10 protein-coding genes and 3 pseudogenes are annotated in these 14,757 nt (G+C 76.1%); 5 read left to right on the plus strand and 8 right to left on the minus strand.

Going from position 1 to position 14,757, the window contains the following annotated elements:
- Positions 1-97 precede the first annotated feature (97 nt).
- Positions 98-757, plus strand: a complete 660-nt coding sequence (locus ABD946_RS38955) for a response regulator (protein ID WP_345290484.1) — start codon at positions 98-100, stop codon at positions 755-757.
- Between the two features lie 188 nt (positions 758-945).
- A complete protein-coding gene (locus ABD946_RS38960) occupies positions 946-1,923 on the plus strand; it encodes a phosphotransferase enzyme family protein (protein ID WP_345290485.1) in 978 nt (325 codons plus the stop codon).
- A gap of 77 nt (positions 1,924-2,000) precedes the next feature.
- Here the strand turns inward: ABD946_RS38960 and ABD946_RS38965 are convergent.
- From ABD946_RS38965 to ABD946_RS38980, 4 genes and pseudogenes are all read right to left on the minus strand, one after another.
- A pseudogene (locus ABD946_RS38965) lies at positions 2,001-3,543 on the minus strand (protein kinase domain-containing protein).
- Positions 3,544-3,854: 311 nt separating this feature from the next.
- Positions 3,855-5,336 (minus strand): protein kinase domain-containing protein, encoded by a 1,482-nt coding sequence (locus tag ABD946_RS38970; RefSeq protein ID WP_345290486.1) that lies wholly within the window; start codon positions 5,334-5,336, stop codon positions 3,855-3,857.
- 240 nt (positions 5,337-5,576) lie between these two features.
- Complete coding sequence (locus ABD946_RS38975; RefSeq protein ID WP_345290487.1) at positions 5,577-6,173, minus strand: bacterial proteasome activator family protein; 597 nt, start codon at positions 6,171-6,173, stop codon at positions 5,577-5,579.
- Positions 6,174-6,324: 151 nt separating this feature from the next.
- Positions 6,325-7,263 (minus strand): hypothetical protein, encoded by a 939-nt coding sequence (locus ABD946_RS38980; protein ID WP_345290488.1) that lies wholly within the window; start codon positions 7,261-7,263, stop codon positions 6,325-6,327.
- Positions 7,264-7,431: 168 nt separating this feature from the next.
- On the opposite strand from ABD946_RS38980, the gene ABD946_RS38985 reads away from it, so the two are divergent.
- Both ABD946_RS38985 and ABD946_RS38990 read left to right on the plus strand, forming a co-directional pair.
- Positions 7,432-8,142, plus strand: a complete 711-nt coding sequence (locus ABD946_RS38985; RefSeq protein WP_345290489.1) for a hypothetical protein — start codon at positions 7,432-7,434, stop codon at positions 8,140-8,142.
- The gene (locus ABD946_RS38990; RefSeq protein ID WP_345290490.1) at positions 8,139-9,434 is read left to right on the plus strand and encodes a nucleotidyl transferase AbiEii/AbiGii toxin family protein; all 1,296 of its coding nucleotides are present in this window, start codon (positions 8,139-8,141) and stop codon (positions 9,432-9,434) included. The genes ABD946_RS38985 and ABD946_RS38990 overlap by 4 nt, the downstream gene beginning before the upstream one ends.
- A 38-nt stretch (positions 9,435-9,472) precedes the next feature.
- Here the strand turns inward: ABD946_RS38990 and ABD946_RS38995 are convergent, their stop codons facing one another.
- Together ABD946_RS38995 and ABD946_RS39000 are read right to left on the minus strand one after the other, a co-directional pair.
- Positions 9,473-10,450: an NAD(P)H-quinone oxidoreductase gene (locus tag ABD946_RS38995; protein WP_345290491.1), complete on the minus strand. Its 978-nt coding sequence runs from the start codon at positions 10,448-10,450 to the stop codon at positions 9,473-9,475.
- Between the two features lie 229 nt (positions 10,451-10,679).
- A pseudogene (locus tag ABD946_RS39000) lies at positions 10,680-11,330 on the minus strand (NAD(P)-binding protein); the annotation flags it as partial.
- Between the two features lie 173 nt (positions 11,331-11,503).
- On the opposite strand from ABD946_RS39000, the gene ABD946_RS39005 reads away from it, so the two are divergent.
- Positions 11,504-12,607 carry a potassium channel family protein gene (locus ABD946_RS39005; protein ID WP_345290492.1) on the plus strand — a complete coding sequence of 368 codons (1,104 nt, stop codon included), beginning with the start codon at positions 11,504-11,506 and terminating at the stop codon, positions 12,605-12,607.
- Between the two features lie 406 nt (positions 12,608-13,013).
- Here the strand turns inward: ABD946_RS39005 and ABD946_RS39010 are convergent, their stop codons facing one another.
- Both ABD946_RS39010 and ABD946_RS39015 read right to left on the minus strand, forming a co-directional pair.
- Entirely contained in the window at positions 13,014-14,279 is a 1,266-nt protein-coding gene (locus ABD946_RS39010) for a molybdopterin molybdotransferase MoeA (RefSeq protein ID WP_345290493.1), read from the minus strand.
- 159 nt (positions 14,280-14,438) lie between these two features.
- Positions 14,439-14,712: pseudogene (locus ABD946_RS39015) on the minus strand (DUF6457 domain-containing protein); the annotation flags it as partial.
- Positions 14,713-14,757 lie beyond the last annotated feature (45 nt).

Raw genomic sequence — 14,757 nt, forward strand, 5'->3', positions numbered from 1 at the left:
GCTATCCGGGCGCCGGTCTCCGCGTAAGGGGGTAATCGGCATCAATTTCCGGCCGGGGGGATAGGTCTTCTGTACCCGCTTATGGGAGCATTTGCTCGTGAGTGGAAACGGACATATCAGGGTATTCCTTCTCGATGATCACGAGGTCGTCCGCCGGGGCGTACACGACCTGCTGTCCATGGAGGACGACATCGAGGTCGTCGGCGAGGCCGGCACCGCCGCCGAGGCGCTGACCCGCATCCCGGCCGTCAACCCCGACGTGGCGGTGCTCGACGTCCGCCTCCCGGACGGGAACGGGGTCGAGGTCTGCCGCGAGGTGCGCTCCCAGCGGCCGGAGATCAAGTGCCTGATGCTGACCTCCTTCTCGGACGACGAGGCGCTGTTCGACGCCATCATGGCGGGGGCCTCCGGGTACGTGCTGAAGGCGATCCGCGGCACCGACCTGCTCTCCGCGGTGCGCGACGTGGCGGCCGGCAAGTCGCTGCTCGACCCGGTCGCCACCAGCCGGGTGCTGGAGCGGCTGCGGGACGGCGGGGAGAAGGAGGACGAACGGCTGGCCCAGCTGACCAAGCAGGAGCGGCGGATCCTCGACCTGATCGGCGAGGGGATGACCAACCGCCAGATCGGCAACGAGCTGCACCTGGCCGAGAAGACCGTCAAGAACTACGTCTCCAGCCTGCTGGCCAAGATGGGCATGGAGCGCCGCACCCAGGCCGCCGCCTACGTGGCCCGGCACCAGGCCGACCACCACCACTGAGGCGTGGTTCACCGGAGCTTCAGAAGCACATCACCGACCGTATGTCAAGCACCACCCAGCGTCACCACTACGCTCAGGGGACGTGAACCACACCCTCCGCTTCGCGGACGCACCGGCCCGCCCGGACGCGGCCGCTCCCCCCGTCGGCACGCTCAGCCCCCCCGGTCCCGGACCAGGCCCTGACCGGGGTGCTGCGCCGCTTCCGGATCCGGCCCCTGGCGGTCACCCCGGTGGCCGAAGGACTGCTCAACCGCGGCTACCGGGTGGAGAGCGAGACCGGTCCGCACTTCCTCAAGTGCTACGTGGACTCGGCCACCTCCACCCGCCCGGCGGTCGCGGCGCAGCACCGCGCCTCCACCGCGCTGGCGGCGCGCGGACTGCCCGTCGCGCCCCCGCTGCCGGCGATCGGCGGCCGCACCGTGGTCGCCCACGGCGGCCGGCTCTTCGCCCTCTACCCCTGGGTCGACGGCGTCCACCTGCACGGGACCGAGCTCGGCCCGGCCCGCTGCGCCGAGCTCGGCACCCTGCTCGGGCAGCTGCACGGCACCCTGGCCGAGGTCTGCCCACCGGTGCTCCAGCCCGTCGGCACGCTCTCGGCCGACCCGGCGGAGACCGAGCGGCTGGTCCGCGAGCTGCGCGGACGCGCGCGCTCGGCCCGGCCCCGACTGCCCTTCGACGCCCTGGCCGAACGGCGGCTGACGGAGCGTCTGGACCTGCTGGACGCCCACGGCCACCGCCGCCCCGCTCCCACCGCCGCCCCGCCCACCGGCTGGACCCACGGCGACTTCCACGGCCTCAACGTGCTGCACCGCGGCGGCCGGGTGGCCGCCGTGCTCGACTGGGACAAGCTCGGCACCCGGCCCACCGCCGAGGAGACCGTCCGGGCCGCCACCCTGCTCTTCGACGACCGGCGCACCGGGGTGCTCGACCTCTGCCGGGTCCGCCAGTGGTCCCGGGCCTACCGCGCCACCGGCGCGGCCACCTCCGCCGAACTGGCCGCCGCCGCCCACCGGGTCTGGTGGGAGCGGCTCAACGACCTCTGGATGCTCCAGTGGCACTACCAGCGCGGCGACCACCGCGCCGACCACCTCTACCCGGGCTCGGCGGGCCAGCTCACCTGGTGGTGCCAGGAGTACGAACAGGTCCTGGACGCCCTGACCAACTGACGCCCTGACCAACGGACGCCGTGAGCAACGGACGTCCGGCGGCGGGCCGGCTGACCCGGGGCCAGCCGGCCCCGGGGTCAGCCGCCGCTGCCCGCGGCCCCGCTGGCGCCGGGCGAGGCACCGCCACCGCCACCGGAGGTCGCGGTGGCCGAGGGCGGCGGGTTGGAGGAGCTGGTGGCCGAGGCCGAGCCGCTCGGCTTCGAGCTCGCCGAGCCGCTGGCGCTCGCGCTGGCCGACGAACTCGCGCTGGCCGAGGGCGACTTGCTCCCGCTGGCCGACGGGGACGTGCTCGGCGAGGGCGTCGTCGGGGAGGTGCCGTGCGTGTTCGGCTGCGTCGGGGCGGTGGTGCCGCCCTTGGTCGTCGACTTGGTCGCCGGGGTCGAGGGCTGCTGCGAGGGGGTCTCCTCCGCCGTGGCCGCCGGGGAGTTGACGGTCACCGGGGTGGTCGGCCCGCCCTTGTCGTTGTTGCCGCTGAGCGCCAGGCCGATGCCGGTCCCGGCCGCGGCCAGCACCAGCAGCACCCCGGCCACCCAGGGCCAGGGCCCGCGACGGCGCCCGCCGCCCGACGGCCCGTCACCCGACCCGTCGTCACCTCCCCCGCCCACGGCGGGGTACGCCTCGGACGGCGTCCGGTACGGCGAGCCGGTCGGGAACGGCATGACCGCCGTCCGCTCGCTGCCGCCGACCGACCCGAGCGGCTCGGTCAGCGCGGTGGAGCCGTTCGGGGTGTCCTGGAAGCCCGGGTAGTGGCCGGTGTTGCCCGAACCGGCGGCGGCCAGGCCCGCGGCGGCGGCAGCGGCGGCGGCCGCCCCCTCCGCGTACCCCGCCCCGGCGGCGCCGTGCATCTCGCGCAGCGCGTGCTGCAGGTGGGCGCGGAACTCGTCGGCGCTCTGGTACCGCTCGTCGGGGTTCTTCGCCAACGCGCGCCAGCACCAGGCCGTCCAGCTCCGGCGGCACCCGGTGGTTGGCCTCGGAGGGCGGCACCGGCGCGTCCTGGACGTGCTGGTAGACCACCGAGAGCGGGGTGTCCCCGGTGAACGGCGGGCGCAGCGCCAGCAGTTCGTAGAGCATGCAGCCGGCCGCGTACAGGTCGGAGCGGTGGTCCACCGCCTTGCCCAGCGCCTGCTCCGGCGAGAGGTACTGCGGGGTGCCCATCACCATGCCGGTCTGGGTCATGGTGGAGGCCTCGCCGGTGAGCGCCCGGGCGATGCCGAAGTCCATCACCTTGACCGCGCCGCCGGTCGTGATGATCACGTTGGCGGGCTTGATGTCGCGGTGCACGATGCCGTGCCGGTGGCTGTAGGCGAGCGCCTCCAGCACCCCGGCGATGATGATCAGCGCCTGGTCGACCGGCGGCGCCTCCTCGTCCACCAGCAGCTCGCGGACGGTCCGGCCCTCGACCAGCTCCATCACGATGAACGGCGTGGACTCGCCGTGCTCGACCTGCTCGCCGGTGTCGTAGACCGCGACGATCGAGTGATGGTTGAGCGAGGCGACCGAGTGCGCCTCGCGGGTGAACCGGAGCCGGGCCACCTCGTCCTGGGCCAGTTCGGGCCGGAGCAGCTTGACCGCCACCGTGCGGGCCAGCCGGACGTCCTGGGCGGCGAACACCTCGGCCATGCCGCCCCGGCCGAGCCGGGAGGTCAGCCGGTAGCGGCCGTCGCCGACGGTGCCGAGCGGAGCGGCGATCCCCCGGGACGGGGTCGCGGGCCCGGCGGCCGTGGCGGGCAGGACGGTCGTCTCGGCCGTCTCGGCGCCGGCCGGGGACGGAGGCACCGGGGGCGTCTCGTGGCCGTTGTCGTCCTCGCCGTCGCCCGGCCGCTGTGTCTGCGCCATCACTCCTCGCCCCGGGCCTGGGCCCTGTCAGTTGCGTTCCTGGCACGCTACCGCTTCGAGGGCCCGGGTGTGGCGCGGCGTACCCGGTGCGACGGTCAGACCGCAGGCGTCCCGGAGGACCGCACGACGGTCGGCCGGGAGCCGACCGTGTCGCCGTACAGGTCCTGCTGGCGCTGCTTCTCCTGCTTGGCCACCACGATCCCGACGATCACCGCGGCCAGCACGATCACGCCGACGATCACGCCCACCACCACCAGCGCGGTGGAGCAGCCGTTCCCGTTGGGCTTCGGCTGGGCGAACTGCGGGGCGAACGGCTGCGGCCCCTGCGGCGGGAAGGGCTGCGGCGGGAGCGGCTGGTGCTGGGGCATCGGGTACTGCGGCGGCACCTGCTGCTGCGGGAAGGGACCGGGGGTGTGCGGGCCGGGGGTGTGCGGACCCGCGGCGAGCGGGCCGGGGGCCGACGGGCCCGGCGTGTGCGGTCCCGGGTACTGCGGAGCGACCGGCGGGAAGGCCGGCGGCGGGGTCTGCGGCCCGTACGCGGGCGGCGGCGTCGGCACGTACGGCTGGTGCACCTGCGGGACGGGGCTGCGCGGCTCGCCCATCAGCGGCGGGAAGGCCACCGGCCCGCCCCCGCCGGCCGAGACCGAGCGCGGGCCCTCGCCGATCACCAGCGGGGTGACGGCCGGGGCCCCCTGGGCCTGGCCGCCCGCGGCCAGCCGCTCCACCTCGGCCCGCATCGCCTCGGCGGTCGGGAAGCGGTGCCCCGGGTCCTTGCGCAGCGCCCGGGCCACCAGCGCGTCCACGCCGGGCCGGACCGCCGGGTTGGTCCCTGACGGGGCCGGCGGCTCCTCCTGGACGTGCTTGTAGGCGATCGAGAAGGGCGAGTCGCCGTCGAACGGCAGCTGGCCGGTGAGCAGCTCGTAGAGCATGCAGCCGACCGAGTAGAGGTCCGAGCGGGCGTCCACGCTCTTGCCCAGCGCCTGCTCCGGCGAGAGGTACTGCGGGGTGCCGACCACCATGCCGGTCTGGGTCATCGAGGTGACCCCGGACTGCAGCGCCCGCGCGATGCCGAAGTCCATCACCTTGACGGTGCCCTTGGTGCTCACCATCACGTTGCCCGGCTTGATGTCGCGGTGCACCAGGCCCTGGTCGTGCGAGGCCTCCAGCGCCGAGAGCACCGCACCGGTGATCTTCAGCGCCTGCTCGGCCGGCATCGCGCCGTGCGCGGCGACCGCCTCGTTCAGCACGTCCCGCAGCGACTTGCCCTCGACGTACTCCATGACGATGTACGGCGTGGTGGCGCCGTCCGGGCCGACGTCCTCGCCGCTGTCGAAGACCGAGACGATGTTGGTGTGCTGCAGCCGGGCCACCGCCTGCGCCTCGCGGCGGAAGCGCTCGCGGAAGGCCTGCTCCCGGCCGAGCTCGGTGTGCAGGGTCTTCACCGCGACCTGACGGTCCAGCACGGTGTCGTGGGCGAGGTGGACCGAGGCCATCCCACCCTGGCCGAGCAGGTGCCGCAGCACGTACCGCCCGCCCGCCAGTGCGTGGCCGCCGGCGGCGGCGCCGTCCTCGCTCATGTCCCCTGCTTCCCCCTCCGGTGCGGAGGCGCTCCCGGCACTGCCCGGCCCCTGGCCGGCGGCCCACCGGGCCGACGAACAGGGGCCAGGGTATCGGCTGGCCCCGACGCCTCCCGGCGCCGGGGCGCGGCTGTGTCCGAGGTGTGTCCCGACCGTGAAACTCCGCCCGCGGAGGGTCCGTGCGTCCTGCGGGCGCCGGCCCGCGGGTACGGGCCCGCGGGTACGGCCACGGGTGCGGGTCTACAGGTACGGGCCCGAGCGGATGCCACGGCCGGGCTCCGGCTCCTCCGGCTCCGGCTCGGCGCCGTGCAGGCCGGGCGGCAGCGCGCGGCGCATCTGCTCCAGCTGTGCCCGGGCCGCCATCTGCTGCGCGAACAGCGCGGTCTGGATCCCGTGGAACAGGCCCTCCAGCCAGCCGACCAGCTGGGCCTGGGCGATCCGCAGCTCGGCCTCGGTCGGGATGCTGTCCTCGGTGAACGGCAGCGAGAGCCGCTCCAGCTCCTCGACCAGCTCCGGTGCCAGGCCGAGCTCCAGCTCCTTGATCGAGCTGGCGTGGATGTCCTTCAGGCGCGCCCGGCTGGCCTCGTCGAGGGGGGCCATCCGGACCTCCTCCAGCAGCTGCTTGATCATCGAGCCGATCCGCATGACCTTCGCGGGCTGCTCGACCATCTCGGTCACCGGCAGCTCCCGCGGCTCCACCGCCTCGCCGTCCCCGATCCGGCCGAACCCCGGGCCGGTGCCGGGGGGCGCCCCGACCGGCAGCCCGTCCGGACCGACGATCAGCACCTTCGGGGACTCGTCCTCCGACTGCGACCGTTCGTTCATCGGGTTCGTCATGGTTCCTTCATATGCTTCGTGCGCGGGGAGGGTCAACTGAGGAGCGCCCGGCGCGCCCGGACGCCGTCCGGGCGACGGACTCTGACGGCCCATCATGCCGCCAACCCGCCGCCCGGGTGCGGCGATCCCGCCGACCGGAGCTGACGGCCGGTCAGCGGCGGCGCAGGCGCAGGCCGACCAGGCCGAGGCCGCAGCCGATCATCGCCAGGCCCGCGCCGAGCGGGAACTGCAGCGTGGAGGCGTCGGTCCAGCGCAGCGGGGCGGCCAGCTGGACGGCCGCCGGGGTCGGGCCCGGCACCACCGCGGCCGCCGCGGCCGCCTCCGCCGCCAGGACGTCCAGGGTCTGCGCCGCCGCGGCCGCCTCCTCGTCCTCCTGCTCCGCCGCGGCACCGGGCCGGGCGGCGGGGGCCGGGGCGGCCGGGGGGACGCGCTTCACCGGGGCGGGCCGCTGGGCGGCCGGGGAGGCGGGGCGCTCGGCCACCGCACCGGGCGCCGGGGCCGGGGCCTGCTGCTCGGTGCGGGCGGTCGCGCTCGGCACCGGCGTGCGGCTCGGACGGGCGGTCGCGCTGGGCCGGGGCGTCGGCGCCGCGGTGCCGCTCGGGGCGGCCGTGGGCAGGGTGGTCTGCGCGGCGGCCGGGGTCGGCTCCGCGGCGGGCGGGGGCGTCGGCTGCGGGGTGGGCTCGGCCGCCGGGGTCGGCGCGGGCGTCGGCTGCGGCGTGGGGGTCGGGAGGGTGGCCGGGGTCGGCGCGGGCGTGGGCGTGGGCGCGGGTTCGGCCGGCTCCGGGGGCTCCGGCTTGGCCGGGACGGAGCGGCCCGGTGAGGCCGGCACGGTGATCGGAAGCTGCACGGTCGGCAGTGCGGGGAGCGGGGGTATCTCGACCTGCGGCAGGGCGGGCAGGGCCGGAGTGCTCGGCCCGGCCGTCCCGCCCGGAACGCCGCCGACGACCGGGAGCACCGGCTGGGCCCCGCCCTGCTCCCCCGCCGCCGAGCCACCGGCCAGGACCAGCGGAAGGGCCAGCCCGGCCACCACGGCGGCCCGGAGCACGGCCGGGACGGGGAGTGCTGAGTACGCGAACGGAAGTGCGGCCACGGATGGAGGTCCTTCCGACGGCCGACCGCGTGGAACGCGGCCGGCGGGCGGGAACAGCTCCGCACCAGCCTCACACACCAGGACAATCCAGGCATTACGGGCAGTCCACCGGAGGTCACTCCGAAAACACGGTGCCCGCCGTCAGTGGCGCTTGCGATGATTCCGCCCATGCCCACCCCCGCACCGGCAGCCACCGTCCGGGCCGTCACGGTCGAGCACCCGCTGGCCCCCTCGGGCCCGGTCGACCACTTCACCGGCGAGTTCGAGACGCACCTGACCCTCTCGATCCCCGCCGCCCGGCTCGCGCGGCTGGAGCGCTGGGCCGACGGGGCCGGGCTCAAGGTCACCCACATCGTGCTGGCCCGGGGCCGCACCCGGCACCAGCCGATGCTCACCCTGACCGGCCGGGGCACCTTCCCCGAGCAGCGCGCCGCCGCCGTGGCCACCGCCGCCCGGCTGCGGGCCGCCGGCTTCGCGGTGACCAGGACCAAGATCGAGGCCTCCCCGTGGGCCACCGGCGTCCCCGGCACCGCCGCCGAGGCGGTCCGGCTGGGGCCGGACACCTACTTCGAGCACCACCTCAAGGTCCTGCTCCCGCCCGGCCCGGACCACCGGGCCCTGGCCGAGCTGGCCGGCCGTCACCACGCCCACCTGTCCTGGAACGCCCGCCGCACCGAGTCGGACGGCCGCCAGCAGCGCTTCGTCACCCAGCGCTGCCACCGGGTCGGCCTGCCGGAGGCCGGCCTCCGGCTGGCCCGGCTGACCGAGGCCGTGACCGCGGCCGGGTACGAGATCCTCTCCTCCGAAAGGGAGTTCGTCGTGTACGACGACAACCTCGCCGTGGACCACGGCTGGCTCACCACCGGGGAGCAGCGGTGACCGGCAGCTGGCAGTCCTTCAACTGGACCAGCACCGAGGTGCCCCACCACCCGCCGAGCGAGCGCGAACGGGCCGAGTACGGGATCCCCCTGACGCTCCGTCCGGTCCCGGGACCCGAGGCCCCCCAGCGCTCGGTCTTCGACCCCGCCCTCAAGCAGCACCCCAACGCCTACCGGGCCGCCGACCCGGCCTTCCGCGACCCCGCGCTGGCCAAGGCCTGGCTGCGCGCCCGCCGCCGGGCGATGGACCTGGTGCTGGCCGCGATCGCCGACTCCCCCTGGGTGGACGACCTGGTGCTGCGCGGCAGCGTGCTGCTGCGCGCCTGGTTCGGCGAGCAGGCCCGCGAGCCGGGCGACCTGGACTTCGTCGTGGTGCCGGCCGGACGGGGCATCGAGGACCCGCGGTCCGCCGCGATGCTCGACGGCATCGCGGCGGCGGCGCAGCTCACCGCCGAGCAGGACGACCGGGGCGTCCGCTTCGACGCCCGCGAGGCCGTCGCCGAGGACATCTGGACCTACGAGCGGGTGCCCGGCCGCCGCCTGGTGCTGCCCTGGACCGCCGAGGGCCTGCCCGGCGGCGTGGTCCAGCTGGACTTCGTCTTCAACGAGCCGCTCCCCGTCCCGCCCGAGCCCACGGCCGTCCCCGGCCTGGAGCGGCGCCGGTCACCGGTGCTCAACGCGGCCACCCCCGAGCTCTCGCTCGCCTGGAAGGTGATGTGGCTGCTCACCGACCGGTACGGGCAGGGCAAGGACCTGCGTGACGCGGTCCTGCTGGCCGAGCACGGGCCGCTGCGGCCGGAGGTGCTCCGGGAGGTGTTCGCCGAGGGCGAGGGGTACTACGCCCTGCACCCGCCGGGGGCCGCCGCGCTCCGCAGGGCCGTCGCGGGCGTGGAGTGGAAGCACTTCGTCACCGAGTACCCGGCCTTCGCCGACCGCGAGGCCGAACACGGGCAGCGGCTGCTGACCGCGCTGGCCCCCACCTTCGCCGGGCTGCCCGACCTCCCGGAGGAGGACCGGGCCCACCTCCGCCGGTGGCTGGCCGCCTGGGTCGAGCGGTACCGCGAGCCGTTCGCCCGGGACGGCTTCGACGCGCTCCAGGAGGCGCTGGCGCGGCGGCTGGGCCACTACCCGGCCGCCGTCGTGATCACCCGCGAGCTGCTCGGCCCCGACCGGCACGGCCTGACGGAGACCGAGCAGCTGCTCCGTGCCCACCCGGCCTGGTCCGGCTGGCACGGCTACTACCAGCGCAACCCCGGGAGGCTCGCCGAGGACCTGGCGCCCTGCGACTGGTGACCCGTCAGGCGGTCGGCCCCCGTCAGGCGGTCAGGCGGTCAGGCGGTCAGCACCACCTTGCCGACCTGCTCGCCGGCCTCCAGGACGCGGTGGGCCTCGGCGGCCTCAGTGAGCGGGAGTTCGCGGTCGACGACCGGCTTCACCACCCCCGCCTCGACCAGCGGCCAGACGTGCTCGCGGACGGCGGCCACGATGGCGGCCTTCTCGGCCAGCGGGCGGCTGCGCAGGGTGGTGGCGGCGACGGCCGCGCGCTTGCGGAGCAGGACGGAGAGGTCGAGTTCGGCCTTGACGCCGCCCTGGAGACCGATGATGACGAGCCGTCCGTTCTGGGCCAGGGCGTCGACGTTCCGCTGGAGGTACTTGGCGCCCATGATGTCGAGCACCACGTCGGCCCCGGCACCGTCGGTGGCGGCCCGGACCTCCGCGACGAAGTCCTGCTCGCGGTAGTCGATCAGCACGTCCGCGCCCAGCTCGGCACAGCGGGCCAGCTTCTCCGGGCTCCCGGCGGTCACCAGGACCCGGGCGCCGACCGCCTTGGCCAGCTGGATCGCCATGGTGCCGATGCCGCTCGCGCCGCCGTGCAGCAGCACCGTCTCGGCGGGGCGCAGGTGCGCCACCATGAACAGGTTCGACCAGACCGTGCAGGCCACCTCCGGCAGCGCGGCGGCCTGAGCTGCCGTCAGTCCCTTGGGCACGGGCAGCAGCTGGCCCACCGGGACCGCCACCCGCTGGGCGTAGCCGCCGCCGACCAGCAGGGCGCAGACCTCCTCGCCGACCGACCAGCCGGAGACCCCGGGGCCGAGCGCGGCGATCCGCCCGGCGCACTCCAGGCCCGGGTACGGGGAGCTGCCGGGCGGCGGGTCGTAGAAGCCCTGGCGCTGGAGCAGGTCGGCCCGGTTGACGGCGGTGGCCGCCACCTCGACCAGCACCTCGCCTTCGCCGGGCACCGGATCGGGCACCTCCGCCCACACCAGTGCGTCAGGACCGCCGGGCTGAGGGATCGTCATCGCATGCATGCCACCGACCGTAGTGCGCCCGTGCCCTCCGGCCCAGGACCGGTCGTCGCCACGCCACCGAAGGTGGTCACACCGGGGGCGCGAGGCTCTGCTGATCTGCGGCTCCGCCGCGCGGGCGCGAGTACGGAAGGCGGACCAGCGTGAGATCGGGGCACGTCAGCCAGTTGCACGTGCTGCCGTTCCCCCGCGCGCCGTTCCCCGCGCCCCTGCGGGGCGCACCCCGGGGTGCTCAGGTGCGCGGGGCGGCCGGCTGGATGGTGATCACGCGGTCGGTGAGCTGGAGCACCGCCGCCTCCGGATCGGTGTAGTTGAGCACCCGTCGGCCCCGGACCACCGCCACCACCAGGTCGCCGCACTCCCGCGGACTGCGGCCCGCCTCGGCCTTGGTGACGGTCCGTTCGACCAGGTCGAGCCCGGTGCCGTAGGTGATCAGGTCCTCCATCACCGCGCCGGCGTGCGGGCTGAGCAGCGAGAGTCCGAGCAGCTGCCCGGCCGAGCTGGAGCTGGTGACCACCGCGTCGGCGCCGCTCTGGCGCAGCAGCGGGGCGTTCTCGTCCTCCCGGACGGCGGCGACCACGGTGGCCTCCTTGGTCAGCTGACGGACGGTCAGGGTGACCAGCACCGCGGTGTCGTCCCGCTCCGGGGTGACCACGATCCGGGCCGCAGTCGGCACCCCGGCCCGGACCAGGGTCTCGGTCCGGGTGGCGTCCCCGTGCACGCCGGTCAGGCCGTCGCGGCCCGCCTGGTCGATCACCTTGCGCTGCGGGTCCACGATCACGATCTCGTGCGCGCCCACCCCCTGGCCGAGCAGCGCGGCGACCGCGTGGCGGCCCTTGGTGCCGTAGCCGATCACGACGGTGTGCTCCCGCACGGTGGACCTCCGAGGACTCCGCGTCGCGCCCACCGGGGGCGACGTCACTGCCCGCGACGATACCCACCCGCCCGCGCACCGTGCCGTCGGGGCGCACCGGCTGTACTCCGCGGCGCACCCCGCGGACGCGACGCGCCGGGGTGGTGGCGTCGCCGCGGCGGGCCGCCCGCCATCCTTGGGTGATGACTGCCAATCAGCAGCCCGAGCCCACGGGCGACAGCACGTGGTTCCGCCGCTCCCGCGCCGGGACCGGACGGGTCCAGGACACCGACGACCCCGGCGCCCGGATCACCCTGCCGTCCCGGCCGCCCCGGCCGCCGCTGCGGCAGGTCTCCGCCCGGCTGCTGCTGGCCCTGCTGGTGCTGGTCTCCACCACGCTGATCGTCTGGCTGGACCGGGCCGGCTACAACGACAACTCCGACGGCGCGGTCGACTTCCTGGACGCCGCCTACTACGCCACCGTCACCCTCTCCACCACCGGCTACGGCGACATCACCCCCGTCAGCGACGGGGCCCGGCTGACCAACATCCTGGTGATCACCCCGCTCCGGGTGGTCTTCCTGATCATCCTGGTCGGCACCACCCTGGAGGTGCTCACCGAACGCACCCGCCAGCAGTGGCGGGTCAGCCGCTGGAAGGACACCGTCCGGGACCACGTGGTGGTCATCGGCTACGGCACCAAGGGCCGCCACGCGGTCGCCGCGCTGCTCGGCCAGGGCTTCCCCAAGGAGTCCATCGTGGTGGTGGACCCGCAGCCCAAGGTGGTCGAACAGGCCGCCCTCGACGGCCTCGTCGCCGTCCGCGGCGACGCCACCCGCTCGGAGACCCTGCTGCGGGCCGAACTCCCCCGCGCAGCCCGCGTCGTGGTCGCCCCGCAGCGCGACGACACCGCCGTGCTGGTCACCCTGACGGCCCGCCAGCTCAACCGCCGCGCCACCGTGGTCGCCGCCGTCCGGGAGGACGAGAACGCCCCGCTGCTGCGGCAGAGCGGCGCCGACGTGGTGGTCCCCAGCTCCAGCTCGGCGGGGCGCCTGCTCGGCATGTCGATGCTCAGCCCCAACACCGGCGCCGTCATGGAGGACCTCCTCACCTACGGCACCGGCCTCGACGTGGTCGAACGCCCCGTCACCTCCGCGGAGGCCGGGCACAGCCCGCGCGACTGCGCCGACCTGGTGGTCGCGGTGGTCCGCGGCCGCAAGCTGCTCAACTACAACGACCCCGAGGCCGCCCTCCTCAAGCCGGGCGACCGCGTCATCACCATCCAGCAGGCCGTCCCGCGCAGCTGAACGGCCCGGGGCGCACACCGCAGGTGGTGATGCCGGGGGCGCGAGGAACTGCGCGCGGGGGAACGGCAGCACGTGCAACTGGCTGACGTGCCCCGATCTCACGCCGGTCCGCCTTCCGTACCCGCGCCCGCGCGGCGGAGCCGCAGGTCAGCAGAGCCTCGCGCCCCCAGGGTGACCACCTTCGGGGGCGCACACCGCAGGTGGTGATGCCGGGGGCGCGGGGAACTGCGCGCGAGGGAACGGCAGCACGAGCAACTGGCCGACGTGCCCCGATCCAACGCCGGTCCGCCTTCCGTACCCGCGCAGTTCCTCGCGCCCCCGGGGTGACCACCTTGCCCCGCGCCCCGGGGTGACCACCTTGCCCCGCGCCCCGGGGTGACCACCTCCGGGGGCGTGGCCACGTCCGTCAGCCCGGGAGGAGGAGCGTCTCCGCGTACGAGCCGGGGTGGAGCCCGCCCGGGGGGACGACGGCCAGCGCGTCGGCCAGCGCCAGCCCCCGGAGCATGGCGGGCCCGTCGAACGGCAGCGGCCGCAGGCCCGCCTCGGTGCGCACCACCGGCAGCAGCCGGGTGTCCGACGGGTGCCCGGGCAGCGCCGCGGCGAGCGGTTCGCGACGGGACGGGACGGCGGGCCGCCCGGAGCGGGCGTGCAGCAGCGGGAGGGCGAGGGTGAGCAGCCCGGCCACCGCCGCGAGCGGGTTGCCGGGCAGGCCGACCAGGTGGCGGCCGCCGGGGAGGGCGGCCAGCAGCATGGGGTGGCCGGGCCGGACGGCCACGCCGTCGACGATCAGGTGGGCACCGACCGCGGCCAGCGCCCCGTGCAGGAAGTCCACCGGCCCGGCCGCCGTCCCGCCGGTGGTGACGACCAGGTCGGCGGGCGAGTGCCGGACGGCGTCCCGCAGCAGTGCGAAGTCGTCCCCGACGCGGCGGCAGCCGGTCAGCTCGGCGCCCGCGGCGGCCAGCCACGGCGGCAGCAGCGGCCCGAGCGCGTCCCGGACCATCCCGGGCCGGGGCAGCCCCTCGTCCAGCAGTTCGTCGCCGAGCAGCAGCAGTTCGACGGTCGGGCGCCGGTGCACCGCCAGTCCGTCGTACCCGCCGGCCGCCGCCAGCCCGAGCACCGCCGGGCTGACCGCGGTACCGGCCGGCAGCAGCGTTTCGCCGAGGCGGCACTCCTGCCCGCGCGGCCGGACGTCCTGACCCGGCGTCACCGGGCCGAGCCCCGTAAAGCTGGCCGCCCTCGGCCCGGCCGTGCTCGCGCCGCAGGACGCCGGTGGCGCCGGGCGGGAGCTGGGCACGGTGGCGATCTCGACCGCCGCACCGTCGGCCAGCGGGGCGCAGGTGCCGCCCGCCAGCAGACGGCCCGTCAGCCGCCAGGGGCCGGGGCCGGCCACCGCCCAGCCGTCCATCGCGGAGGTGTCGAAGGCGGGCAGGTCGGTGAGCGCCGCGAGCGGCTCGGCCAGGGTGCGGCCGAGGGCCGATCGCAGCGGCAGCCGCTCGGCCGCGGTGGGCCCGTCCGGCGGCCGCCCGGGCCGCGGCGCGGGCCTCGGGCCAGGCGCAGTGGTCCAGGGTCGCGGGCGGGGCCGCGGCGCCGACCGCCACCCCGTCCGGCAGGTCGAAGACGTCCTCCGCCGGAGCGGCCCCCGGCCGGCCGTCCCGGGTGCGGGCACCGTCACCGGGCACCGCGCCACCCTCCGACCGACCGTCCCCCGCACCTGCGTCGACACCGCCACCGGACGCCACGTCACCCTCCGCCCCGGCGGCCGCCGGGGTGTCCCCCGACGGGTCGAACCGTCCGGCGGGCCGTCCCGCCGCTGCCTCGGGGGCGACGGCGGTCACGGCTGCCGCTCCTGCTCCGCGGCCCAGCGCTCGGCGAGGGCGGCGGTGCGGGCCCGGGCCTCCTCGACGGCCTCGGGGCCGCCGCCCCGCGCGGCGGCGGCGTAGCCGACCCAGGAAGGCGGTCAGCGGGGCGGCCGGGCGGGCCACGCCGTGGGCCACCACCCGGGCGAGGTCGAGCAGCCCCGCGGTGTCCACCGCCAGGTCGATGCCCAGCTCGGCGGCGGCTTCGGCGATCCAGTCATCCAGCGTGCGCTCCATGGCCCCATGCTGCCCGATCCACCCGCCCGTCCCGGTTCCGCCCCGTGACCCCCGCGA

It is taken from the genome of Kitasatospora albolonga (assembly GCF_039535905.1).
In the GTDB taxonomy this organism is placed as follows: domain Bacteria; phylum Actinomycetota; class Actinomycetes; order Streptomycetales; family Streptomycetaceae; genus Kitasatospora; species Kitasatospora albolonga.